Genomic DNA, 22,670 nt, shown 5'->3' with positions numbered 1-22,670 from the left:
GCGCCACCGAGGGCGCCGCCGAGGCGGCGGGGGCGGAGGCGGGGGCGGGAACGGCCTCGGCGGGGGCCGCGGACGGCGCGGCGGACGGGCTCGGGCCGGCGGGGGGCGAGTGCGGCGCGGCGTCCGGCCCCGGGGGCCCCGCCGCCCGGGCGGCCCGCACCACCTCCTCCGCCCGGCCGCAGCCGGCCAGCCCGAGCAGCGACATCCCCGCCGCGACCAGCAGTAGTCTTCGCGAAGTAATCTGACGATCAGACAGCATGGCGCATCTCTCCCCCGTTCACCGACCGGCCTCCCAGCGGCAACCCCGACGGGCTCGATCACCACCCCAACGGCCCATGTCATGACCGGTTCGCGCACCCCGTGAACGGATTCCCGTCAGGCCCGCTACTCTGACCTCTCCCAGTGTGATGATCTGTCTTCAGAGGACGTGGCCATGACGAGAAGTCAGGATTCCGCCGACCGCTCCGCCAACGACGACGCCGAGCTGAGCCAGTGGGAGAAGTACGGGGTGGACACCAGCACCCCGCACTCCGCCCGCGTCTACGACTACTGGCTGGGCGGAAAGACCAACTTCCCGCCGGACCGGGCGATGGGCCAGGCCATCGAGCAGGCCGTGCCCACCATGAAGGCGCAGGCCAAGGAGAACCGCGGCTTCCAGAAGCGCGCCGTGCGCCACCTCGCCGAGCGCTACGGCATCCGCCAGTTCCTCGACCTCGGCACCGGCATCCCCACCTCGCCGAACACCCATGAGATCGCCTCGGCGGTCAGCCCCGGCACCCGGGTCGTCTACGTGGACAACGACCCGATCGTGCTGGCCCACGCCCGCGCGCTGATGGTCTCCACCCCGGCCAGCCGCACCACCTACATCCACGCCGACCTGGGCAAGCCCGCCGAGCTGCTGGCCGACCCGGCCCTCACCTCGACGCTGGACCTCTCCCAGCCGGTCGGCCTGCTGATGATCGCCGTGCTGATGCTGATCGCCGACGAGGACGACCCGTGGGGCAAGGTCGCCGCACTGCGCGACGCGCTGCCCTCCGGCAGCTACATCGCGCTCACCCACCCCACCCAGGACTTCAACGAGGCCGCCGTCGCCCAGGTGACCGCCTCCGCCCGCGCCGCCGGGATGACCCTGGTGCCGCGCAGCAAGGAGGAGGTCACCCGGTTCTTCGACGGCTGGGAGCTGATCGAGCCCGGCGTGGCCCCGGTGATGGCCTGGCACCCGGACGGCGAGCAGCCCGAGGACCCGTACGCGGCGTACTACTGGGGCGGCGTCGCCCGCAAGATCTAGATGTCCTGACCCGCCCCGGCCCGTGGCCGCACCGGCCCCGCCCACCGGGCGGGGCCGGCCCGCGGACCGCGCACGGCCGGCGGACCGCGCGGAACCGGCGGGCCTCACTTCAGCAGCCGGGAGAGCCTCCGGTCCGCGAGCGGCCTGCCGCCGGTCTGGCAGGTCGGGCAGTACTGCAGCGAGGAGTCCGCGAAGGACACCTCCCGCACGGTGTCCCCGCAGACCGGGCACGGCTGCCCGGTCCGCCCGTGCACCCGCAGCCCCAGCTTCTTCTCCGCCTTCAGCTCCCCCGCCGCCAGCCCGCGCGAGCGCTCCACCGCCTCGCGCAGCGTCGTGCCCAGCGCCTCGAACAGCCGCGCCGTCTCCTCCTCGGACAGATCGGCCGCCAGCTTGTACGGGGACATCCGCGCCGCGTGCAGCACCTCGTCCGAGTAGGCGTTGCCGACCCCGGCGAGCACGCTCTGGTCCCGCAGCACGCCCTTGATCCGGCGCCGCTCGCCGCTCAGCAGCGCCCGGAAGCGCTCCAGGCCGAAGCCGGGGTCCAGCGGGTCCGGGCCCAGCCGGGCCACCCCCGGGACCTCCGCCGCCTCCCGCACCAGGTACACCGCGAGCCCCTTCCTGGTGCCCGCCTCGGTGAGGTCGAAGCCGTCCCCGTCCGGTCCCTCCAGCCGGACCCGCAGCGCCAGCGGATTGCGTCCGCCCGGCCGCGGCGGCAGCGCGGGCAGGCCCTCCTTCCAGCGCAGCCAGCCCGCCCTGGCCAGGTGGACCACCAGGTGCAGCCCGCCGGCCTCGATGTCGAGGAACTTGCCGTGCCGCACCACCGGCCCGACCGTCCGGCCCGCCAGCACCGTCACCGGCGGGTCGTAGGTCTTGAGGGCGCTGATCGCGACCGGCTGGACCTCGGCGATCACCCGCCCGGTCAGCCGCTGCGACAGGTAGGCGGTCAGGGCCTCGACCTCGGGCAGCTCCGGCATGCGCCCAGTCTCCCGCAGCCGTCCGCTCCCCGCCCGCCGCCTTTGCCGTCCACCGGCCCGCGGCGCAGTCTGGAGGGGTGGACCGCGCGCCAGCCGAGGAGGTCCGGCCCCGCATGTGCACGCTTGAGGAACAGATCGACATCGAAGCCCCGGTACTGGCCGCCTGGGAGCAGCTGCACCGGGTCCACGACTACCCGCGCTTCGTCGACGGCGTCCGCAGCGCCCAGCCGCACGGCCGCAACCTCGCCCACCTCGAAGTGGAGATCGCCGGCGCCGAACGGGACGTCGAGACCGAGATCACCGACCGGGGGCGCGGCCGGGTGATGACCTGGCGCACCCTGGACGGCCTGCCGCTGAACGGCGCCTTCGCGCTGCGCCCGCTCGACCGCGAGCACACCCGGGTGCAGATCCGCGTCGAGTACGACCCGCAGGCGGTGCACGAGGTGTTCGGCGGGCCGGGCGGCTTCGCGCTGGCCGGGGCCGTCGAGCGCACGGTGCGCACCGACCTGGCGCTGTTCCGGGAACTGGTCGAGGCCCGGGTGGCGGCCGCCGCCGTGCCGCCCGCCCCGGTGGTCCAGGCGCCCGGGATCGTGGACGTAAACGGCATATAAGTGCAGCTCAGGGGCGGTGGTGAGGATCTTCACAGGAGTCCGCCGGGCCCGCCGTCCGGCGCTCCTCGTGTGGCACACTCGGGAGCCATGAGCACGGCCCCGCTCCCCAGGACGCTGCGCGCGGCGATCTTCGCCGCGCTGCTCGTGCTGCTCGCGGGGCTCGGCCAGGTGCTGGTCACCGGCCGTCCGCTGCCGCTCGGCACGCTGGCCCTGGCCGGCGCCGCCGTCTTCGCGGTGGCCTTCGCGCTGGCCGGACGCGAACGCGGCTACCGGGCCGTCGCGGCGGTCTTCCTGCCGCTGGAGCTCGGCCTGAGCGCCCTGTTCGACCTCGCCCAGTCGACCTGCCCCTCGCTGCCGCCCGGCACCGCGCGCGGACTGGAACCGCTGCTCTGCGGCGGCGGCTCGCTCGGCGGGTTCCTCCTCGGCCACGGCCTCTCCCGGCCGGCCGGACTGGTGGTGCTGCTGCTCCTGCACGGCGCGCTGGCGCTGGCCGCCGCCGCCTGGCTGCGCGGCGCCGACGCCGCGCTGCGCTCGCTGGCCCGCTCGGTGCGGATGCTCGGCGACGTCGCCCAGCGCCTCCCCGCCGCGGCCCGCCGCCTCCTGCGGCTGCTCGTCGCCCCGCTGCCGGCCCGCCCGGTGGCCCGGGTGCCCTTCCCGCGCGCCAGCCGGGTCCGGGTGCCCGCCGAGTCGGTCGTGCTGCGCCCCGCCGTCCGGCGCGGTCCGCCGGCGCTCGCGCACGCCCGCTGAGCAAGCCCCGAGCGGGGTCCTCGGCCGGCCGTGCCGCCTCCGCGCCCGCACGCCGTTCCACGAGCACCAGGACGACCTCTCCCATGAGCACCTCCCCCAAGAAGACCCCGAAGACCGCCGCGAACGCCGACCGCAAGGCCGCCCGCCGGGCCGCCACCGAGCGGATGCGCGAGGAGCGCGAGCGCGCCGAGCGCTCCGCCCGGATCCGCCGCCGCACCGTGGTCGGCGCCGCCTCCGCCGCCGTGCTCGCCCTGGTCGCGGGCGTGGCCTTCGCCGTCGGCGGCTCCTCCGGCTCCGACGACGCCGCGGCCTCCGGCCCGCTGGTGGTGCCGGCCAACACGAGCGGCGCGGACGGCACCGTGATCACCTACGGCAAGGCCGACGCCCCGCACACCCTGGAGGTCTTCGAGGACTTCCGCTGCCCGTACTGCGAGCAGCTGGAGACCACCACCGGGTCGACCATGCAGCAGCTCGCCGACGCCGGCACGTACAAGATCGAGTACCGCATGGCGACCTTCCTCGACCAGGGGCTCGGCGGAAAGGGCTCGCGGACCGCGCTGGCCGCCGCCGGCGCCGCGCTGAACGAGGGCGTCGACAAGTTCAAGCAGTTCCACGACGTGCTCTACGCCAACCAGCCGGACGAGCGCGAGGACGCCTTCGCCGACGTCAACCACCTGCTCGACCTCGCCGGCCAGGTGCCGGGCCTGAAGACGGACGGCTTCGTCAAGGCGGTCCAGGAGGGCACCTACCTGCCGTGGGCCAACCAGGTGAACAAGGCCTTCGACAAGACCGGCGTCACCGGCACCCCGACGGTCCGGCTGGACGGACAGAAGCTCGACGTCTTCGCGGGCGGCGCGCCCGCCTCGCCGCAGAAGTTCACCGCGATGGTCCAGCAGGTCACCGGATGACCGCCCCCGCCGGGCGCCGCACCTACGGCGCGAGCCGCCCGTTCGCCCTGCTGCTGGTGATCGGCGGCGCGCTGGGGCTGTTCGCCTCGGCCGTCCTCACGCTGGACAAGATCCGGCTGCTGAAGGACCCGTCGTACGTTCCCAACTGCAATATCAATCCGATCATCAGCTGCGGCTCGATCATGCGCAGCGACCAGGCCGAGGCCTTCGGCTTCCCCAACTCGCTGATCGGCCTCGCGGGCTTCGCGGTGGTGATCGCGATCGGCGCCGGGCTGCTGGCGGGCGCCGCGTACCGGCGCTGGTTCTGGCTGGGCCTCCAGGCCGGGACGGTGTTCGGGGTCGGCTTCGTGACCTGGCTGATGTACCAGGCGCTGTACCGGATCGGGGCGCTCTGCCCGTACTGCATGGTGGTCTGGGCGGCGATGATCCCGCTGTTCTGGTACACCACGCTGCACAACCTGCGCTCGGGGGTCATCCCGGTGCCGCGCGGCCTGCGCCCCGTGGTGCGCGAGGCGGCGCGCTACCACTGGGTGGTCCCGGCGCTCTGGTACGCGGTGGTCGTACTGCTGGTCCTCAAGCGGTTCTGGTACTACTGGTCCACGCTGATCTGATCACCCGTCCGTCCCCGGGCCGCGCAGGTCCGGGGACGGACGCCCCCGCGATCCCGGGCGAGGCCGCGATGTCGAAGATCGTTCTTTTCATGTCCGTCTCGCTGGACGGCTACTTCGAAGGACCGGACCGGGACATCTCCTGGCACCGCGTCGACGAGGACGTGCACCGCCACCTCAACCAGGAGCTGGGCCGGATGGGCGGCTTCGTCTCCGGCCGGATCACCCATGAACTGATGGCCGGCTACTGGCCCACCGCCGCCGACGACCCGGCCGCCCCGCCCTCGATCGTCGAGTTCGCCCGGATCTGGCGGGAGATGCCGAAGACGGTCTTCTCCCGCACCCTGCGGGAGGCCGGCTGGAACACCACCGTGCTCCCCGAGGCCACCCCGGAGGCGGTCGCCGCGCTCAAGGCGGCCGCCACCGGGGACCTCGCCCTCGGCGGCGCCGACCTGGCCGCCTCCCTGCGCGCCCACGGCCTGGTCGACGAGTACCACCTGCTGGTCAACCCCGTCCTGCTCGGGCGCGGCCGCCCGCTGTTCGCGGACGGCCGCCCCGAGGACCTGGAACTGCTGGCCACCCGCGCCTTCGGCAACGGCGTGGTCCTGCTGCGCTACGCCCGGACGGCGGCCCCGGGCGCGAACTCGTAGGCGGCGACCTCGGCCAGCAGGGCGGCGCGGCGCTCCTCGGTCAGGAACGAGGCGCGGAAGGAGTTGGCGGCCAGCAGCCGCAGGGTCTCGTCGTCCAGGCCGAGCGCCTCGGCGAGGGCGTCGAAGTTGTCCCCGGCGTAACCGCCGAAGTAGGCCGGGTCGTCGGAGTTGACGGTGGCCAGCAGCCCGGCCTCCAGGATGGCGGGCAGCGGGTGGTCGGCGAGGGTGTCGACGCAGCGCAGCCGGACGTTGGAGAGCGGGCAGAGGGTGAGCGGGATCCGCTCCCGGACCAGCCGCTCGACCAGCGCCGGGTCCTCCAGGCAGCGCAGCCCGTGGTCGATCCGCTCGACGCCGAGCACGTCCAGCGCCTCGGTGATGTACGCGGCCGGGCCCTCCTCGCCGGCGTGGGCGACCCGGTGCAGGCCGGCCTCGGCGGCGCGCCGGTAGACCTCGCGGAACTTGGCCGGCGGGTGGCCGACCTCGGCGGAGTCCAGCCCGATGCCGGTGATCCGGCCGCCGAACCAGGGGCGGGCGGCCTCGAAGGTCTCCAGCGCCGACTCGGCGGACTCGTCGCGCAGGAAGCACATGATCAGCCGGGTGCTGATGCCGTGCCGCTCCTCGCTGCGGTCCAGCGCCCGTCCGAGGCCGTCCACCACCACGGCCAGCGGCACGCCGCGGGCGGTGTGCGCCTGCGGGTCGAAGAAGATCTCCGCGTGCCGCACCCCCTGCTCCGCCGCCCGGGCCAGGTAGGCGTCGGCCAGCTCGGCGAAGTCCTCCTCGGTCCGCAGCACGGCCATCAGCGCGTAGTACAGGTCGAGGAAGGACTGCAGGTCGGTGAAGGCGTAGGCGCGCCGCAGCTCCTCGGTGTCCGCGTACGGCAGGGTGACGCCGTTGCGGGCGGCGAGCGCGAAGGCGAGTTCGGGCTCCAGGGTGCCTTCGATGTGCAGGTGCAGTTCGGCCTTGGGGAGGGGCATCGGTGCCTGTCCGGGGATAGCGGTGCGGATACGAAGTGGTCATCCTACGATTCCGTCGGCTCCGACCACGCATCGGGCAGGTCGCGCACCCGCCGGTACGGCGAGGCGATGAGCAGTCCCGCGGAGGCCACCAGCAGCGAGACCATGATCCACATCGTCGGCCGCAGGCCGAGCACCTCCCCCAGCAGGCCGCCGAGCACCGCGCCGAGCGGGATGGTCGCCTGGTTGGCGGTCATCGAGGCGGAGACCACCCGGTTGAGCAGCGCGGCCGGCACGTAGCGCTGCCGGAAGCTGCCGAGCACGACGTTGGCGAGCACCACGCCGCCCACCATCACCGCCAGCGCGGCCGCGTAGAGCAGCACCCCCGCGCCGGGCCGGGCCGTCGGCAGCAGCAGGCCGAAGGGGGTGACGGTGAGCAGGGCCAGCAGGACGCCGCGCGCGGTGCCGTACCGCCGGGTGACCGGGCGGGCGAGCGCCGCCCCGGCCACGCCCCCGAGCGCCCCGGCCGCGCCCAGCCAGCCGACCCCGGAGGGGGTCACGCCGAGTTCGTCGATCAGGAAGAGCACCGCCACCGCCTGGTAGCCGGCCAGCGCGAGGTTGGCGACGGCCCCGTAGCGCAGCAGCGCGCCCAGGTAGGGGTCGCGGCGGACGAAGGCCAGTCCCTCGCGGACCTGGCGGCCGAGCGGGGCCGGGTCGGGCGCCGGGGCCGTCGTCCGCCGGTCGCGGATCAGCAGCAGCGCGGCCACCGCGGCCAGGAAGCTCACCGCGTCGACCAGCAGCCCGGCGGCGGCGCCGAAGGCCTGCACGGTGAACCCGGCCACGCCCGGCCCGGCGACCTGGGCGGCCGAGGCGCCGCCCTGGAGCTTGGCGTTGCCCTCGGTGAGCTGCTCGGGGCGCAGCAGGTCCGGCAGGTAGGCCTGGTGGGCGGCGCCGAGGAAGACCGCGGCGGTGCCCGCGAGCAGGGCGACCAGCAGCAGCTGGGCGAAGGTCAGTACGCCGGACCAGGCGGCCGCCGGCACCGAGGCGTACAGCACCACCGAGACGAGGTTGCCGTGGACCAGCACCGCGCGCCGGCCCCAGCGGTCGATCCAGACCCCGGCCGGCAGGCCGACCAGCAGCCAGGGCAGCCAGACGGCGGCGCTCAGCAGGCCGGCCGCGAGCGGTCCGGCGTCCAGGGTGACCACCGCGACCAGCGGCAGGGCGACGGCGGTGACGGCGGAGCCCAGCCGGCTGATCGTCTGCCCGGCCCAGAGCAGGCGGAAGTCGCGGTGGGCGAAGAGGCCGGCGGGTAACCGGGGCGCGTCCCGGAGTCCGGTGTCGGTCACGGCCGGGCCGGGACGCTGTAGGCGAAGGCGAACACCGACTGCCGTTCGCGGCCGTCCTCCGGGACCGGCCGGACGGCCCACCGGGACAACAGCTCGACCATTTCCCCGGCCAGCTCGCGGGCCTCCTCGGGGGTGAGCCGCAGCCAGGTCTCGGTGGCCACGGCGCAGCCCTCCCGCCACGGCTCGGGGTAGTCGTGCCGGGCGGCGGACCAGCCGCGCACCAGCTCGGCCTGGCGCTCCAGCTGGAGCGAGCCCGCCGCGTCGGCGACGGCCTCGGCGACCGGGTCGGCGGCGAAGTCGGCGCGCCGCCAGCGCGGGGTGCCGGCGGTCGGGCGCCACCAGCGTTCGCGGCGGTCGCGGGCCAGCTCGGGCGCCTCCTCGACGAGGTCGGCGTCGGCCAGCACCTTGAGGTGGTGGCTGATGCTGCCGACGGCCTGGCCGGTGCGCTCGGCGAGCAGGCCGACGGTGGCGGGGCCGTCCACCGCGAGCAGGTCCAGCAGGCGGCGGCGGACGGGGTGGGTGAGGGCGGCCAGGACGCGGGCGTCGGCGATCTGCCGGAAGCCGCGCGCGACGGGCTCGGTCGGTTCGGACATGCCGTGAGACTATCCACAAGAACTCTTGTGCAACAACCCTTGTACATGGCTTCTTGTGCGATCCGGCCACCGCCGCCTTCCAGGCGTACGGGAGGGGCGGGCGGGGCACCGGGTACTCGGGGGGTTCCGGTTCCCGCCGAGGAGGAGTGGCCATGCGGCACCCCGACGCCCCGCACACCAGGCCCGAGGGCATCTCCCCGCACGCCCTGGACAACGACACCTTGGTGCACGAGCTGGAGCAGCTGCACCGGACCAGGCACGAGACCTTCCTGTACGGCTCCGAGGAGGCGCTCAAACGGCACACCCTGCGCACCGGACAGCTGGAGGCGGAGTACCTGCACCGCTTCCCCAACCGCCTGGTCACCGCCGGCCGGACCAGGGCCGGCGCCCGCGCCCGCACCGCGGCGGCCCGCGCCGAGGCGCTGCCCGAGTAGGCCCGCTCCCGCGGATCACGCCCGGCGGGACACGCCGGGCGTGATCGGCGCGCCCCGGCGGGGGCGGTGGGCGAGGGTGGGAGGACCGACACCTCCACTCCGCGCAGCCCCTGGGAGGGCCCCGATGCCCATCGCAAGCGTGAACCCCGCGACCGGCGAGACCCTGGAGACCTTCGAACCGCTGGACGCGGCCGGCCTGGAAGAGCGGCTGGCCCGCGCCGAGGCGGCCTTCCGGACCTACCGCACCACCTCCTACGCCCAGCGGGCCGGCCTGCTCCGCCGCGCCGCCGACCTGCTCGACCAGGAGCGCGAGACCGTCGCCCGGACGATGACCGAGGAGATGGGCAAGCCGCTCACCGCCGCCCGCGCCGAGGCGGCCAAGTGCGCCAAGGCGATGCGCTGGTACGCCGAGAACGCCGAGGCGCTGCTCGCCGACGAGCACCCCGAGCCGGCCGACGTGGCCGACTCCGGCGCCGCCCGCGCGTACGTGCGCTACCGGCCGATCGGCGTGGTCCTGGCGGTGATGCCGTGGAACTTCCCGTTCTGGCAGGTGGTGCGGTTCGCCGCGCCGGCCCTGATGGCCGGCAACGTCGGCCTGCTCAAGCACGCGTCCAATGTGCCGCGCACGGCGGTGGCGCTGGAGGAGCTGTTCCAGCGGGCCGGCTTCCCGGAGGGCTGCTTCCAGACCCTGCTGATCGGCTCGGGCGCGGTGGAGGGGGTGATCCGCGACCCCCGGGTGGCCGCCGTGACGCTCACCGGCAGCGAGCCGGCCGGGCGGGCGGTCGCGGCCACGGCGGCCGACGTGGTGAAGAAGGCCGTCCTGGAGCTGGGCGGCAGCGACCCGTTCGTGGTCCTGCCGAGCGCGGACCTGGACGCCGCCGTCGCCACCGCCGTCACGGCGCGGGCGCAGAACAACGGGCAGTCCTGCATCGCCGCCAAGCGCTTCATCGTGCACACCGACGTCTACGACCGGTTCACCGCGGCGTTCACCGAGGCGATGCGGGCGCTGAAGGTCGGCGACCCGATGGACGAGGCCACCCAGGTCGGCCCGCTGGCCAGCCGGCAGGGGCGCGACGACCTGGCCGGGCTGGTCGACGACGCGCGGGAGCGCGGGGCGACCGTGGAGTGCGGCGGGCGCCGGCCCGAGGGCCCGGACGCGCAGGGCCTGGACGGCGGGTGGTTCTACGAGCCGACCGTGCTGAGCGGCATCACCCCGGGGATGCGGATCCACCACGAGGAGACCTTCGGCCCGGTCGCCACCGTCTACCGGGCGGCCGACCTGGACGAGGCGGTCGCGCTGGCCAACGACACCCCCTTCGGCCTCAGCTCCAACGTCTGGACGGAGGACCCGGCCGAGCAGGACCGCTTCGTGCGGGACATCCAGGCGGGCGGGGTGTTCTTCAACGGGATGACGGCCTCGCACCCGGCCCTGCCGTTCGGCGGCGTCAAGCGCTCCGGATTCGGCCGCGAACTGTCCGGCCACGGCATCCGGGAGTTCTGCAACATCACCACGGTCTGGGTCGCCTAGGCCCTCGCTTTCGGATCACGCCTGTCGCGCCCCCGGCCGGGGCCGTGCGCCCCGGCCGGATCCGGCCACATTTCCGGACAGTCGATTACTCCGAATGCGCACTTTCCCCGGAACCGGCGGGGCGAACGGAGGACGCCACCCTTCACGGGGCCCGGACAAGCCCTCCACAAAACCCCTTCGTTGACAAACCGGCGTGAATTCGTCCGCTCATCTTCACAAAAGCTGAACCGCTTCATTCCCGGTGGCCGAACCCAGACGTATCGCACACAAAAGAACCCCGCCGGAAGCACCTCTCCGGATACGTTCGACGGCGACCGGCCGGAGGGTCGGTCACCACGGGAAGGAAACGCGATGAAGCCCCTGAAGCGTGCTGCCGCCCTCGTCGCCTCGGCGGCCGTGCTGGCCGGCGGAATGACCGTCCTGGCCGCCGGCCCGGCGAGCGCCGCCACCGAGATCACCCTCCAGAACGTCGCCACCAGCCGCTACCTCGACAGCAACGGCAACGGCGACGTCTACACCCTCCCCGGCAACGGCGGCTCGTACCAGCGCTGGTACGCCACCGACCTGGGCGGCTCCACCGTCACCCTGCAGAACAAGGCCACCGGCTTCTGCCTGGACTCCAACGGCAACGGCGACGTCTACGCGATCAGCTGCAACGGCGGCAGCTACCAGAAGTGGGTCAAGCGGCGCGCGACCTACGGCTCCACCTACCAGAACGTGGCCACCGGCCTGTACCTCGACAGCAACGGCAACGGCGACGTCTACGCGCTGGGCGGCAACGGCGGCTCGTACCAGCAGTGGCGGTGACCGTGCGCCGGTGAACCTCCGTCGCACTGCCGAATGGTTCCAACGAATCCGCTGATATGACTGTCCATCAACTCTGAATTATTCGTTCGCAGTTGACGGTCCGCCCTTCCCGGAATCAAATCGCCGGGGAGGGCTTTCCCGTGCTACGGTGCCCGCTCGGAGGCCCGAAAACCCGGCAGTGTTCGCAAATTCGACCGAACCCCCGACCACTCTTTCGAACAGCCGAACAAATCGGCCGCACCACCACTCGCACCCGGAACGACGGGGACGTCCAGTGACAATCAGCACGCCCACATCGGCACTCCATCGCAGGACGGAGGATGACGCGCCATCAGTGGCGTCGCCCCCGGTCGGCCGCCGGGTGCGGCTCGTCCCCTGGTCGGTCGCCCTGACCCTCTTCCTGGTCTACGCGTTCTACACCGTCCGCCGCCACGATCTCCTGTTCACCAGCGGGTACGACCTCGGAATCTTCGAACAGGGCGTGCGCGGCTACGCCGAGGGCCGCGGCCCGATCGTCGAACTCAAGGGCCCCGGCTTCAATCTGCTCGGCGACCACTTCTCCCCCGCCCTCGCCACCCTCGCGCCGCTCTACTGGATCTGGCCCTCGGCGAAGACGCTGCTGCTGGCCCAGTCCGCCCTGGTGGCCGTCGCCGCCGTGCCGCTCTGCCGCTGGGCGCTGCGCGCCGCCGGGCCGGCCACCGCACTGGTCACCGGCCTCGGCTACGGGCTGTCCTGGGGGCTCGCCTCGGCGCTCGGCTTCGACTTCCACGAGATCACCTTCGCCGTGCCGCTGATCGCCTTCTCGGTCTGCGCGCTCGGCGAGCGGCGCTGGACCGCCGCCGCCCTCTGGGCCGCGCCACTGGTGCTGGTCAAGGAGGACCTCGGCATCACCGTGGCCGCCGTCGGCGGCTACGTCCTGTGGCGCGGCGACCGCCGGGTGGGCGCGGCCACCGTGCTGTTCGGCATCGGCGCCTCGCTGCTCGAACTCCTGGTGCTGCTCCCGGCGATGAGCCCCGGAGGCAGCTTCGCCTACTGGGACAACCTGAGCGGCGGCTCGGGCGGGCGGAACCTGCTCGCCCTGCCGCTCGACCTGGTCACCCCCGGCGAGAAGGTCGTCACCGTCCTGCTGCTGCTCGCGCCGACCGCGCTGCTGGCCGCCCGCTCGCCGCTGATGGTCGTCGCCCTGCCCACCCTCGGCTGGCGGCTGCTCTCCAACAACCCGGCCTACTGGGGCACCAACTACCACTACAGCGCGGTGCTGATGCCGATCGTCTTCGCCGCCTTCGTCGACGTCCTGGTGAAGGCCCGGGCGCGGAGCGGTGCGCTGCCCCGGTGGACCGTCCGGGCGGCGCCGCCGGTCAGCGCGGCGGTCACCCTCGCACTGCTGCCCGTCTTCGCGTTCGGCCAGCTGCTCACCACCGACCTGTGGCACACCCCGGCCCGCGTCGAGGCCGCCCGGTCGGTACTGGCCACCGTCCCGGACCACGCCCGGGTCGCCGCCTCCAACCGGCTGGTGCCGCAGCTGACCAACCGCTGCGAGGTCATCGCGTTCGGCTGGCCGCAGCAGTGGTCGACCGCCGAGTGGATCGTGGTCGACGAGGAGCAGCCGATGGGCTGGCCGCTGTCGCCCGACAAGGAGCGGCAGGAGGTCGCCGCCGCCAGGAGCAGCGGCTACCAGCTGGTCCGCAGCGACCACGGGATCACGCTGCTGCGGCACCCGGCCGACCCCGTCGCCGCGACGGCACCCGGGGCGACCGCGCCCGGCACTCCCGCGGCCGACTGAACCGGCCCGCCTCCGAACCAGCCCTCGCCTCCGACCAGTTCAGGGATACCGTGCCAGTCGAAACCGGGCTCAGCCCGTCCACCCGCGCGAACCGGCCGCCGCTGCCGGGCGCCGCCCGCCCGTCCGCGTCCGGCGGCGCCGGCCCGCTCGCCGGACGCCGGACCGCCGTCCTGACCCTGCTCTGCTTCGCGGTGACCGCGGCCTGCGGGTTCCAGCAGTGGTCGGCGGTCCTGCTCGGCGGCTTCGACCTCGGCATCTTCCACCAGGGCGTGGCCGGGTACGCGCACCTGGGCCTGCCGGTCTCCCCGGTCAAGAGCTACCACCACGAGTTCCCGCCCGGCTTCTCGCTGCTGGGCGACCACTTCTCACCGATCCTGGCCGCGCTCGCCCCGCTGTACTGGCTGTGGGAGGACCCGCGCGCGCTGATCCTCGGCCAGGCCCTGCTGCTGGCCGCCGGGGTGCCGCTGATCCGCCGGATCGCGGTGCACTGCTTCACCCGACCGGACGGCGGCACCGGCGGAGCGGGCGAGGCCGGCCCGGCCGACGCCGCGCAGACCCGGGCCGCCGACCTGGCCGCCGACCTGGCCGGCCTGGTCTACGGCCTCGGCTGGCCACTGCTGGCCGCCGGGCGCGGCGGCTTCCACGAGGTCGCCTTCGCCGTCCCGCTGATCCTGCTGATGCTCGAACGCGGCCTCGCCCGCCGCCACGGCACCGCCGCGCTCGCCGCCGCCCTGCTCTGCGCCACCAAGGAGGACCTCGGCCTGCTGGTCGGCGTCCACGGCCTCGTCCTGCTCTGGCGCGGCCGCCCGTACGGCCGCCGTCGGGGCGAGCGGTCCGGGGACCGGCGCCGCCTCGTCCACGGCGTCGGCCTGCTCGTCGGCGGCCCGCTGGCCTCGGCGCTCGCCATCGTCCTGCTGATCCCCGCGATGGGCGGGCAGCCGGACTACTACTGGGTGTACGGCCCGATCGGCCCGGACGCCGCGAGCACGTTCACCAACCTGCTCGGCGACCCGCTGCTGCTCGTCCGGGCCGCCACGGACGCCGCCGTCAAGCCGCTGCTGCTGCTCTGGCTGTTCGGCACCCTGCTGCTGCTGCCTCTGCGCTCCGCGACCACGCTGTGCCTGCTGCCGCTGCTCGCCGAGCGCGTGCTCTCCGACAACCCCAACCACTGGTCCATCGCCCACCACTACGACGCCCTCCTCTGGCCGGTGCTGCTCACCGCCGTCCTGGAGGTGCTCGGCCGCCTGCACCTGCGGGGCGGGACGCACCGGCGCGCCGCCCACGGCCTGGGCGCGACGGTGGTGGCGGGCTCACTGCTGTGCAGCCTGCTCCTGGGCGGGATCAGCCTGCTGACCCCGGCCTTCTGGCGCCCCTCGGCGAGCAACGCCGCCCTGGTCCGCGGGGCCGGGCTGATCCCGGACGGCGCGCTGGTGGAGGCCGACAACCAGGTCGTGCCCCGGCTGGTCGGCCGCACCGACGTGGTCCTGGTGGACGCCGCACCGCGCGGGCGCGACTACGTCCTCATCCGCTCCGACACCCGGACCTTCCCGTTCCAGCGGGCGGAGGAGCAGGCCGAGCGGATCGGGCTGCTGCTCGCCCACGGCTACCGGCGGCTCTGGGCCGAGGACGGGGTGGTGCTGCTGCACCGCGAGGGCGAGGAGCCGGTGCCCGGCGCCCGGGTCCCCGGGGCCGACAGCACTCCGGTGAAGGAGATCGTCCCCACGGACGTCGGCCACAACCTGTTCAAGGGCTGAGGGCGCGCGTGTCCCCGGTCCGCGCGCGGACCGGGGACACGGGTACCGCCGGGCCGGGAACACCGGCGGGCCGGGGTCAGGTGGCCATCCGGTGGCGGGCCGGGAGGGAGGTCCGCCAGCGGACGAACACGCCGGCCAGGGCCAGCAGGGTGGCGCCCCACACGACACTGAAGATGATCAGCATCGGGAGCCAGGTCACCTGGGAGGCGACGGCGCCGAGGCCGAGCGAGAGTCCGACCATGAAGACGATGGCCGTCGGGGTGAGACTGCACAGCCAGTGCAGCGCCCGGTGCGCCCAGCTCGGGTGCTCCGGCGCGTCGGGGCCGCTGTCCAGGGCCTTGTAGGTGATGAGGTCCATCGGGAATCGCCTCCGGGGGTGTCGGGGGGAGGTCACCAGGCGGGGGAGGTCACGAGGCCTTCCGGGGAGTGGCGGACTTCCGGGTCGTGGTCTTCTTCGCAGCGGACTTCGTGGTCTTCTTGGCCGCCGACGCCGTCGCCGTCGCCGCCGTCGTCTTCTTCGCGGCGGCGCGCTTGCGCGGGGCCGGCTTCTCCCCGGCCTCCTCGCTCCCCTCCCCGGCCCCCTCCCCGGCCCCCTCCCCGGCGGCCCCGGCCCCGGCACGGCCCGGGTGGGCGTCCTTGGCCTGCCGCAGACTGCTGCGCAGCGCCTCCATGAGGTCGATGACGTTGTCCGGCGCCGCCCCCGCCTCCTCCTCGTGCGGCACCTCGACGCCCTGCAGCCGCGCCTCGATCACCTGCTGGAGCGCCTGCTGGTAGTCGTCGTGCAGCTGGTCGAGGTCGAAGTCCTCGGAGAGCGTCTCCATCAGCGAGCGCGCCATCTTCAGCTCCTGCGGCCGCACGGTGACGCTCTCCTCGGGCGCGATGCCGGCCGCCGGACGGACCTCGTCGGGCCAGATGCAGGTCTGGAGCACCAGCGTGCCGTCGTGCACCCGCAGCACCGCCGGGGACTCCCGGGTGCGCAGCGCGATCTTGGTGACGGCGATCTGCCCGGACTCCACCAGCGCGTCGCGCAGCAGCGCGTAGGGCTTGGCGGCGGCCTTGTCGGCGACGCCGACGTAGTAGGCCTTGGAGAACATCAGCGGGTCGATCTCGCCCTCGTCGACGAAGGCCAGCACGTCGATGATCTTCTTGCTGGGCAGCGGGAGGTCGGCGAGGTCCTCGTCCGTGAGGGTGACGGTACGGCCGTCCGGGGACTCGTAGCCCTTGGCGATCTCCGCGTACGGGACCTCCTTCTCCTCCTGCTCGCAGTACCGCTTCATGCGCACCCGGCCGCCGTCCCTGGCGTGCACCTGGTGCAGGGGGACGTCGTGCTCCTTGGTGGCGGAGTAGAGGTGGACGGGGATGGAGACCAGGCCGAAGCTGATCGTCCCCTTCCAGGTGGTCTGCATGGGGTCGCTCCTTCCCGGAGCCGTCCCGGTGGTTCGCGCGGGGCCGGGGCAGCCGGGCCCCGGGGGTTCCACTCTGCCCGGATTTGCCCCGTTCGGCCACAGGATGCCGCCGGACCGGCCTTACCGGGCCGCCCCGGCGGACAATGGACGGGCTGGACGGCCTGGACGGCCTGGACGCCGGGACGGAGGTGGGCGCGTGGGGCGGAGCACCGGGCCGGCCCCGCCGCCGGCCGCGACCACGTACCGGGTGCGGTACGCGCTGGCCGGCGGGGCGGGGGTCCGGTACGCCGAGGTGACCGTGGTGCCGGGGTACTCGCAGGAGGACGACATCCCCGCGATCCTGGCCGCCCGGCTCACCGGGCGGCCGGCGGACGCGCGGTGGATCGTGCTGCTGGAGGTGACCGGGACCTGAGCGCCGGGGACCGGCCCGCGACCGGCCGGGTCCGGCTCAGGCCGGAGCGGCTCAGGCCTGGAGCGAGGCCAGCGTGACGATGGTGATGTCGGACGGCGCGCCGACCCGGACCGGCGGCCCCCAGGCACCGGCGCCGCGCGTCACGTACAGCTGGGTGTCGCCGTAGCGCTCCAGCCCGGCGACCGTGGGGTTGGCCAGCTCGGCGATGAAGTTGCCCGGCCAGAGCTGCCCGCCGTGGGTGTGGCCGGAGAGCTGGAGGTCGACGCCGTGCCGGACCGCGTCGTGGATGGTCACCGGCTGGTGCGAGAGCAGGACGGCGGTGCGGGCCGGGTCGCGGTCGCCGAGCGCCTTGCCGAAGTCGGGGCCGTCCCCCTTCCGCTCCCCGGCGACGTCGTTGATCCCGGCCAGGTCGAAGCCGCCGAGCTCCACCCGGGCGTTCTGCAGGGGGTGGACGCCCAGCTCGCGGACGAAGTCCACCCAGGGCTCCGCGCCGGAGAAGTACTCGTGGTTGCCGGTGACGAAGAACGCCCCGTCGCGGGCCCGCAGCTGCGCCAGCGGCTCGGCGTCGCGGCCGAGTTCGGGAACCGATCCGTCGACCAGGTCGCCGACGACGGTGATCAGGTCGGGCCTGGCCCCGTTGATGGTGTCCACGATCCGCTGGGTGTGGGCGCGGCCGAGGATCGGGCCGAGGTGGATGTCGCTGACCACGGCTATCCGGTACCCGTGGGCGCGGGCCGGCAGCTTGGCGAGCGGGACGGTGACCTGCTTGAGCCGCGGCCCGCGCAGCACCCCGTGGGCGCCGTTGCCGACCACGGCCGCCGCCGCACCGGAGGCGCCGATCGCGACCGCCCGGGCGACGAACAGCCGCCGCTCCGGCGAGGGCGCGGTCCGGGAGGACTCGGCCCGGGGGGCCGGGGAGAGCGCGGCGGCCTGCGCCGACGGAGCGTCAGCCTCCTTGGCCGGAGCCCCCTGCGGGACCGTCACGGCCTCCGGGACCGCCGCCGCCGGCTCGGCGCGCCGGGCCGGCAGGCGCAGCAGCAGCGGCCGCAGCAGCTCGCCGACGCCGAGCGCCAGCAGCAGGTACAGCAGCACCGCCAGCCACAGGAAGCCCGGCCAGGCGAAGAAGCGCTGGACCGACATCGGGAACGCGCGGTTGCCGATCAGCGCGCCGACCGAGAAGACCGGGAGGGCGACCGCGAGCACCGTACCGGCCCGGCGCCAGGGGCCGCCGGGCGCCGATACGTCGCGCACCAGCCGGCGCCAGAGGTACCAGTGGACGAGGGTCAGCAGGGCGAGGACGAGAAGGGCGCCGAGCACCACGAGCACGATCATCACGCGGCCAGTATGGACGGCCGCCTGACAAACCCCGCCGGAGGGGCCCAACTTGCTGCCGCTGCGTCAGATTTGAGCTTTCCGCGAGTCCTTTTCACCTGCGCTGACCAGGCCTTTTGCGTCCGCTCAACGAACAATTGCCGGCGCCTTGTTCCGATAGCCGGAGGTAGCGGCTAGGTTGCACCGCAATGCGCGGATCCGTCCCCCACCCTCCGGCGTTCGAGTCGAGGGTCAGGCCGCGCTGGAAAGGCACAGGGCACCCTCACGATGCGTGCGGACACCACCACCCAGGCCGGTTCCCCGCCGGCCGGCTCCACCGCGATCTCCCACGGACACGGCCACGGCGGCGACGGCCACCTCAAGGCCGGGCTCAAGAACCGCCACCTGTCGATGATCGCCATCGGCGGCGTGATCGGCGCGGGCCTGTTCGTCGGATCCGGTGCGGGCATCGCCGCCACCGGCCCCGGCATCCTGCTCTCCTACACGCTGGCCGGCGTGCTGGTCGTACTGGTCATGCGGATGCTCGGCGAGATGGCCGCGGCCGACCCGCAGAGCGGCTCCTTCTCGGCGTACGCGGACCGGGCGCTCGGCCGCTGGGCCGGGTTCACCATCGGCTGGCTGTACTGGTTCTTCTGGGTCGTGGTGCTGGCCGTCGAGGCCACCGCCGGCGCGAAGATCCTCAACAGTTGGATGCCGGGCGTTCCGCAGTGGGCCTTCGCCCTGATCGTGATGGCGGTGCTGACCGCCACCAACCTGGGCTCGGTCGCCTCCTACGGCGAGTTCGAGTTCTGGTTCGCCGGGATCAAGGTGGTCGCGATCGCCGCCTTCCTGGTGGTCGGCACGCTGGCCGTGTTCGGCCTGCTGCCGGGCACCGACGCGGTCGGCACCGCGAACCTGGTCGGCCACGGCGGATTCCTGCCACACGGCGTGGGAGCGGTGTTCACCGGCATGCTCACCGTCGTCTTCGCCTTCATGGGCAGCGAGATCGTCACTCTGGCCGCCGGCGAGTCCGAGGACCCGGAGAAGGCGGTCAGCAAGGCGACCAACAGCGTCATCTGGCGGATCGGGATCTTCTACCTCGGCTCCATCCTGCTCGTGGTGACCCTGCTGCCGTGGGACTCCGCCGCCGTCAAGGGCAGCCCGTACGTCGCCGTGCTGGAGCACGTGGGCATCCCGGGCGCCGGCCGGGTGATGGACGTGATCGTGCTGACGGCCGTGCTGTCCTGCCTCAACTCGGGCATGTACACCGCCTCCCGGATGGCCTTCTCGCTCGGCCGGCGCGGCGACGCGCCGAAGGCCTTCGCCACCGTGACCAAGCGCGGCGTGCCGCGGGTGGCGATCCTCTCCTCGGTGGTGTTCGGCTTCGTGGCGGTGTTCTTCAACTACACCTCGCCCGACACCGTCTTCGCCTTCCTGCTGAACTCGTCCGGCGCGGTGGCGCTCTTCGTGTGGCTCGTGATCTGCTTCTCCCAGCTTCGGATGCGCCGGATCCTCGAGCGCGAGTGCCCGGAGCGGCTGACCGTGCGGATGTGGCTGTACCCGTACCTCACCTGGGCCGCGATCGGCATGATCGGGTTCGTGGTGGCGTACATGTTCACCGACGCCGACGGTCGGAAGCAGATGTACCTGTCGCTGGTCGCCGCGGCCATCGTGCTGGCGGCGTCGGCCGTGGTGGGCCGCCGGCGGCGGGCCGCGGAGGTGGCTCCGGCATCCTGAGCCGGCGCGCAGTACCGCCCGCGGACCCCGGGCCCGGGAGCCGTTGCGGAGGCTCCCGGGCCCGGTGCCGTCTTCCGGTGCCGTTCCGTGACGCGGAGGACATGACCCGGCGACGCCCCGCCCCCTACCCTTCCCCTCATGCGAGATCTTGCAGCGGGGATGGGGTACCTGGCCAAGGGCCAGAAGTGGGTGGGGCGGCACGGCCGCTGGTGGGCGTTCGGGATGATCCCGGCACTGATCACACTCGCCGGTTACGCGGTGGCGCTGTTCTTCCTCGGCGGCTGGGCCGGGGACGTCGCCGAGTGGGCCACCCCGTTCGCCGACTCCTGGTCCTCGCTCTGGCAGGACCTGCTGCGCACCACGCTCGCCGCGGTGGTCTTCGTCGGCGGGCTGCTGCTGTCGGTGCTCACCTTCACCGCGGTCACGCTGCTGGTCGGCCAGCCGTTCTACGAGGAACTGTGCGAGAAGGTCGACGAGACCGAGGGCGGCGCGCCGACCCCGCCGGAGGTGCCGCTCTGGCGGGAGCTGGTGGTGGCGGCCCGGGACAGCCTGTTCGTCCTGGTACGGGCCGGCGGCTTCGGCGTGCTGCTGTTCGCGGCCGGGTTCATCCCGGTGATCGGGCAGACCGTGGTGCCGGTGCTGGGCTTCCTGGTCTCCGGCTTCTTCCTCACCCTGGAGCTGACCTCGGTCGGCCTGCAACGGCGCGGGGTGCCGCAGCGCGAGCGGCTGCGGCTGCTGCGCGGGCGGCTCGGGCTGGCCCTCGGGTTCGGGGTGCCGCTGGTGCTGGCGTTCCTGGTGCCGCTGGTGACGGTGGTCGCCATGCCGGGCGCGGTGGCCGGTGCCACCCTGCTGGCCCGCGACCTGGTGCCGGTCGAGGAGGAGCCGTCGCCGGAGGACGGCGACGGCGCGGGCGAGGACGCGGGCGAGGACGGGCCGGAGGCGCTGGCCGTCCCGGACCTGCCGGAGTACGGCGCGCAGCGGCCGGTGGACGGCAACCCGTACGCCGCCGCCCCGCGCCCGGCCGAGGCGAACCCGTACCGCAGCGTGTGAGCGTCCCGTCACCCTGCGTCCGGCCGGGCGCCTTCCGCGTGTGAGGCCCCCCACACGGGGCGGTCGGTCTACTGCCGCCGATAGTGGCCGACCGCGCGACAGCGCCCCGCCGGGCGCCGGCGGCACGCCGCCCGAGCGGTGGAGGCGCGGGCGCCCGGGCGGGGCGGGGTCGGAAGAACGCAGGCGGCGGGCCCGTTCGGGCCGTTCGTTCATCGACGACCGACGGGATCCGCCCATCGATTCGGAAAAACGGACATATCCCTACGAAGCGCCCGCCATCGGTCGGGCGCTTCGCCGTTCCCGCCGCTCGCTCCACTACCGCCCGTCGTAGCAGTCGGCTTTGCCGCCCGCGCCGGGCTCTGCCAAGAATGGCCCGTCGCCAGGCAGCGCGGCCGGTCCCCCCGCCGCGCATCCCCTCCCGCCCCGCGCCCTCCGCACCGGCGCGGCAGGCGCCCACGGCCGTCCCGTACGCCACCGCGGGCCGCTCCCCGAGCGGCCCCGCCCGGGGCCGGCACGCCCGGACGGCCACCTGACGGCACCCCGACGGAAAAGGAACGCCCGCTCCATGCAGCTCAGCCATGCCCGCCGCAACTCGCTGATCACCGGCATCGCCACCCTGGTGGTGGCGGGCGCGGCCACCGCCGCCCTCGCCATCCCGGACAGCGGGACCGCCGTCGCCGAGGCCCCCGCGGCCGCGGTGGTCGGCACCGCCGGCGACACCTCGGCGGAGGCGCAGGCCGCGGCGCAGGCCCAGGCCGCGGCTCAGGCGCAGGCCCAGGCGGACGCCCAGGCCGCCGCCGCTGCCGCGCAGGCCCAGGCCGAGGCGGACGCCGCCGCCCAGGCGCAGGCCGAGGCGAAGGCCCGCGCGGAAGCGGAGGCGAAGGCCAAGGCCGATGCCCAGGCCGCCGCCTCCCGCTCGCAGGAGCGCTCGGCGCTGAACAGCAAGCCGGCCTACTCCGGCAGCCCCCGCCAGATCGCCGCCCAGATCGTCCCGGCCGGCCAGCTCCAGTGCTTCAACAACATCGTGTCCCGCGAGAGCAGCTGGAACGTCACCGCCACCAACCCCTCCTCCGGCGCCTACGGCCTGGTCCAGGCACTGCCCGGCTCCAAGATGGCCTCGGCCGGCGCCGACTGGCGCACCAACCCGGTCACCCAGATCAAGTGGGGCCTGAACTACATGAACTCCCGCTACGGCAGCCCCTGCGGAGCCTGGGCGTTCTGGCAGTCCCACCACTGGTACTGAGCCGGTCCCTCCGCCCTTTCCCGAGCCCGCAGGCCCTCCGCCCGCGGGCTCGCGGCGTTCCTCAGCCACGCCAGGCCCCGGCGAGCACGTCGAGGAAGTGCGGGTTGAACATCACGCCGAGGACGTTGCCGAACGGGTCGCGCACCGCGCCCGCCCGGAACGGCCCGTAGTCGCGCAGCGGCTCGTGCGGCGCCGCGCCCAGCTCCAGCAGCCGCGCCATGACCGCGTCCACGTCGTCCACGTGCCAGTACGCCACGACGCCGGCCGGGGCGGACGGCGTGCGGGAGATGCCCAGCTCCTGGCTGTGGTCGCCGAGCCGGAACTCCACGTAGTCGGGCCGCTCGAAGTAGGGCTCGACGCCCAGCACCTCGGTGTACCAGGCGCGGGCGGCTTCGAGCTCCTCGGCGTGGTAGCGGATGGTGGCCAGACCCCGGAAGTTCGTCGTCGTCATGCGAGCAGTGTGCACGGCGTCTAGGACAGGTCCTGTCCGCCATTTCCGGGCGGCCGCTCGGGAACCGCGTGCGGCC

General features: G+C 74.0%; 24 protein-coding genes. 15 read left to right on the top strand and 9 right to left on the bottom strand.

Going from position 1 to position 22,670, the window contains the following annotated elements:
• Positions 1 to 205 (bottom strand): hypothetical protein (locus ACFU74_RS12685; protein WP_380755623.1); only part of this gene is annotated, 205 nt, incomplete at its 3' end.
• 228 nt (positions 206 to 433) lie between these two features.
• On the opposite strand from ACFU74_RS12685, the gene ACFU74_RS12680 reads away from it, so the two are divergent.
• Positions 434 to 1,288, top strand: coding sequence for an SAM-dependent methyltransferase (locus ACFU74_RS12680; protein ID WP_380755622.1), 855 nt, complete (start codon positions 434 to 436; stop codon positions 1,286 to 1,288).
• A gap of 104 nt (positions 1,289 to 1,392) precedes the next feature.
• Here ACFU74_RS12680 and ACFU74_RS12675 read toward each other — a convergent pair whose 3' ends face one another.
• Positions 1,393 to 2,262 carry an Fpg/Nei family DNA glycosylase gene (locus ACFU74_RS12675; RefSeq protein ID WP_380755620.1) on the bottom strand — a complete coding sequence of 290 codons (870 nt, stop codon included), beginning with the start codon at positions 2,260 to 2,262 and terminating at the stop codon, positions 1,393 to 1,395.
• Between the two features lie 113 nt (positions 2,263 to 2,375).
• Between ACFU74_RS12675 and ACFU74_RS12670 the strand changes: the two genes are divergently transcribed.
• The 5 genes from ACFU74_RS12670 to ACFU74_RS12650 all read left to right on the top strand — a co-directional run bounded on the left by ACFU74_RS12670 (position 2,376) and on the right by ACFU74_RS12650 (position 5,786).
• A complete protein-coding gene (locus ACFU74_RS12670; RefSeq protein WP_380755619.1) occupies positions 2,376 to 2,873 on the top strand; it encodes an SRPBCC family protein in 498 nt (165 codons plus the stop codon).
• Positions 2,874 to 2,960: 87 nt separating this feature from the next.
• Positions 2,961 to 3,620: a hypothetical protein gene (locus ACFU74_RS12665; protein ID WP_380755618.1), complete on the top strand. Its 660-nt coding sequence runs from the start codon at positions 2,961 to 2,963 to the stop codon at positions 3,618 to 3,620.
• A gap of 83 nt (positions 3,621 to 3,703) precedes the next feature.
• On the top strand, positions 3,704 to 4,528 hold the full coding sequence (locus ACFU74_RS12660; protein ID WP_380755617.1) for a DsbA family protein: 825 nt from the start codon (positions 3,704 to 3,706) through the stop codon (positions 4,526 to 4,528).
• Positions 4,525 to 5,139: a vitamin K epoxide reductase family protein gene (locus ACFU74_RS12655; protein WP_380755615.1), complete on the top strand. Its 615-nt coding sequence runs from the start codon at positions 4,525 to 4,527 to the stop codon at positions 5,137 to 5,139. The genes ACFU74_RS12660 and ACFU74_RS12655 overlap by 4 nt, the downstream gene beginning before the upstream one ends.
• A gap of 68 nt (positions 5,140 to 5,207) precedes the next feature.
• Entirely contained in the window at positions 5,208 to 5,786 is a 579-nt protein-coding gene (locus ACFU74_RS12650) for a dihydrofolate reductase family protein (RefSeq protein WP_380755614.1), read from the top strand.
• On the opposite strand, the gene ACFU74_RS12645 is transcribed toward ACFU74_RS12650, so the two are convergent.
• From ACFU74_RS12645 to ACFU74_RS12635, 3 genes are read right to left on the bottom strand one after another with little or no spacing between them, the layout of a single operon-like run.
• Positions 5,750 to 6,760 carry an adenosine deaminase gene (locus tag ACFU74_RS12645; RefSeq protein ID WP_380755613.1) on the bottom strand — a complete coding sequence of 337 codons (1,011 nt, stop codon included), beginning with the start codon at positions 6,758 to 6,760 and terminating at the stop codon, positions 5,750 to 5,752. The two genes, ACFU74_RS12650 and ACFU74_RS12645, sit on opposite strands and share 37 nt — an antisense overlap.
• Positions 6,761 to 6,804: 44 nt before the next feature.
• Positions 6,805 to 8,085, bottom strand: a complete 1,281-nt coding sequence (locus ACFU74_RS12640) for an MFS transporter (RefSeq protein WP_380755611.1) — start codon at positions 8,083 to 8,085, stop codon at positions 6,805 to 6,807.
• The gene (locus ACFU74_RS12635) at positions 8,082 to 8,678 is read right to left on the bottom strand and encodes an ArsR/SmtB family transcription factor (RefSeq protein WP_380755609.1); all 597 of its coding nucleotides are present in this window, start codon (positions 8,676 to 8,678) and stop codon (positions 8,082 to 8,084) included. Before ACFU74_RS12635 ends, ACFU74_RS12640 begins: the two co-directional genes overlap by 4 nt.
• 152 nt (positions 8,679 to 8,830) lie before the next feature.
• On the opposite strand from ACFU74_RS12635, the gene ACFU74_RS12630 reads away from it, so the two are divergent.
• From ACFU74_RS12630 to ACFU74_RS12610, 5 genes are all read left to right on the top strand, one after another.
• Entirely contained in the window at positions 8,831 to 9,112 is a 282-nt protein-coding gene (locus tag ACFU74_RS12630; protein WP_380755607.1) for a DUF6158 family protein, read from the top strand.
• Between the two features lie 124 nt (positions 9,113 to 9,236).
• A complete protein-coding gene (locus tag ACFU74_RS12625) occupies positions 9,237 to 10,640 on the top strand; it encodes an NADP-dependent succinic semialdehyde dehydrogenase (RefSeq protein ID WP_380755605.1) in 1,404 nt (467 codons plus the stop codon).
• Positions 10,641 to 10,991: 351 nt separating this feature from the next.
• A complete protein-coding gene (locus ACFU74_RS12620) occupies positions 10,992 to 11,447 on the top strand; it encodes an RICIN domain-containing protein (RefSeq protein ID WP_380755603.1) in 456 nt (151 codons plus the stop codon).
• A 334-nt stretch (positions 11,448 to 11,781) separates the two neighbouring features.
• On the top strand, positions 11,782 to 13,230 hold the full coding sequence (locus ACFU74_RS12615; protein WP_380755601.1) for a DUF2079 domain-containing protein: 1,449 nt from the start codon (positions 11,782 to 11,784) through the stop codon (positions 13,228 to 13,230).
• Between the two features lie 50 nt (positions 13,231 to 13,280).
• Positions 13,281 to 14,984 carry a DUF2079 domain-containing protein gene (locus ACFU74_RS12610; RefSeq protein WP_380755599.1) on the top strand — a complete coding sequence of 568 codons (1,704 nt, stop codon included), beginning with the start codon at positions 13,281 to 13,283 and terminating at the stop codon, positions 14,982 to 14,984.
• Between the two features lie 76 nt (positions 14,985 to 15,060).
• Here ACFU74_RS12610 and ACFU74_RS12605 read toward each other — a convergent pair whose 3' ends face one another.
• Together ACFU74_RS12605 and ACFU74_RS12600 are read right to left on the bottom strand one after the other, a co-directional pair.
• Entirely contained in the window at positions 15,061 to 15,342 is a 282-nt protein-coding gene (locus ACFU74_RS12605; RefSeq protein ID WP_380755597.1) for a hypothetical protein, read from the bottom strand.
• A gap of 49 nt (positions 15,343 to 15,391) precedes the next feature.
• Complete coding sequence (locus tag ACFU74_RS12600) at positions 15,392 to 16,390, bottom strand: Ku protein (RefSeq protein ID WP_380755595.1); 999 nt, start codon at positions 16,388 to 16,390, stop codon at positions 15,392 to 15,394.
• A gap of 196 nt (positions 16,391 to 16,586) precedes the next feature.
• On the opposite strand from ACFU74_RS12600, the gene ACFU74_RS12595 reads away from it, so the two are divergent.
• Positions 16,587 to 16,802, top strand: coding sequence for a hypothetical protein (locus ACFU74_RS12595; RefSeq protein ID WP_380755593.1), 216 nt, complete (start codon positions 16,587 to 16,589; stop codon positions 16,800 to 16,802).
• 51 nt (positions 16,803 to 16,853) lie between these two features.
• On the opposite strand, the gene ACFU74_RS12590 is transcribed toward ACFU74_RS12595, so the two are convergent.
• Positions 16,854 to 18,137, bottom strand: coding sequence for a metallophosphoesterase (locus ACFU74_RS12590; RefSeq protein ID WP_380755591.1), 1,284 nt, complete (start codon positions 18,135 to 18,137; stop codon positions 16,854 to 16,856).
• 264 nt (positions 18,138 to 18,401) lie between these two features.
• On the opposite strand from ACFU74_RS12590, the gene ACFU74_RS12585 reads away from it, so the two are divergent.
• The 3 genes from ACFU74_RS12585 to ACFU74_RS12575 all read left to right on the top strand — a co-directional run bounded on the left by ACFU74_RS12585 (position 18,402) and on the right by ACFU74_RS12575 (position 22,143).
• Entirely contained in the window at positions 18,402 to 19,850 is a 1,449-nt protein-coding gene (locus ACFU74_RS12585; protein WP_380755589.1) for an amino acid permease, read from the top strand.
• Positions 19,851 to 19,988: 138 nt separating this feature from the next.
• Entirely contained in the window at positions 19,989 to 20,900 is a 912-nt protein-coding gene (locus ACFU74_RS12580; protein ID WP_380755587.1) for an EI24 domain-containing protein, read from the top strand.
• Positions 20,901 to 21,465: 565 nt separating this feature from the next.
• Complete coding sequence (locus ACFU74_RS12575) at positions 21,466 to 22,143, top strand: transglycosylase SLT domain-containing protein (RefSeq protein ID WP_380755585.1); 678 nt, start codon at positions 21,466 to 21,468, stop codon at positions 22,141 to 22,143.
• 61 nt (positions 22,144 to 22,204) lie between these two features.
• On the opposite strand, the gene ACFU74_RS12570 is transcribed toward ACFU74_RS12575, so the two are convergent.
• The gene (locus tag ACFU74_RS12570; protein WP_380755583.1) at positions 22,205 to 22,594 is read right to left on the bottom strand and encodes a VOC family protein; all 390 of its coding nucleotides are present in this window, start codon (positions 22,592 to 22,594) and stop codon (positions 22,205 to 22,207) included.
• Positions 22,595 to 22,670: the final 76 nt, after the last annotated feature.

Origin of the sequence: Kitasatospora sp. NPDC057500, assembly GCF_042802195.1 — a bacterium.
Classification (GTDB): domain Bacteria; phylum Actinomycetota; class Actinomycetes; order Streptomycetales; family Streptomycetaceae; genus Kitasatospora.
The sequence above is the reverse complement of the archived record's forward strand: the minus strand, read 5'-3'. Positions and strand labels throughout refer to the sequence as shown.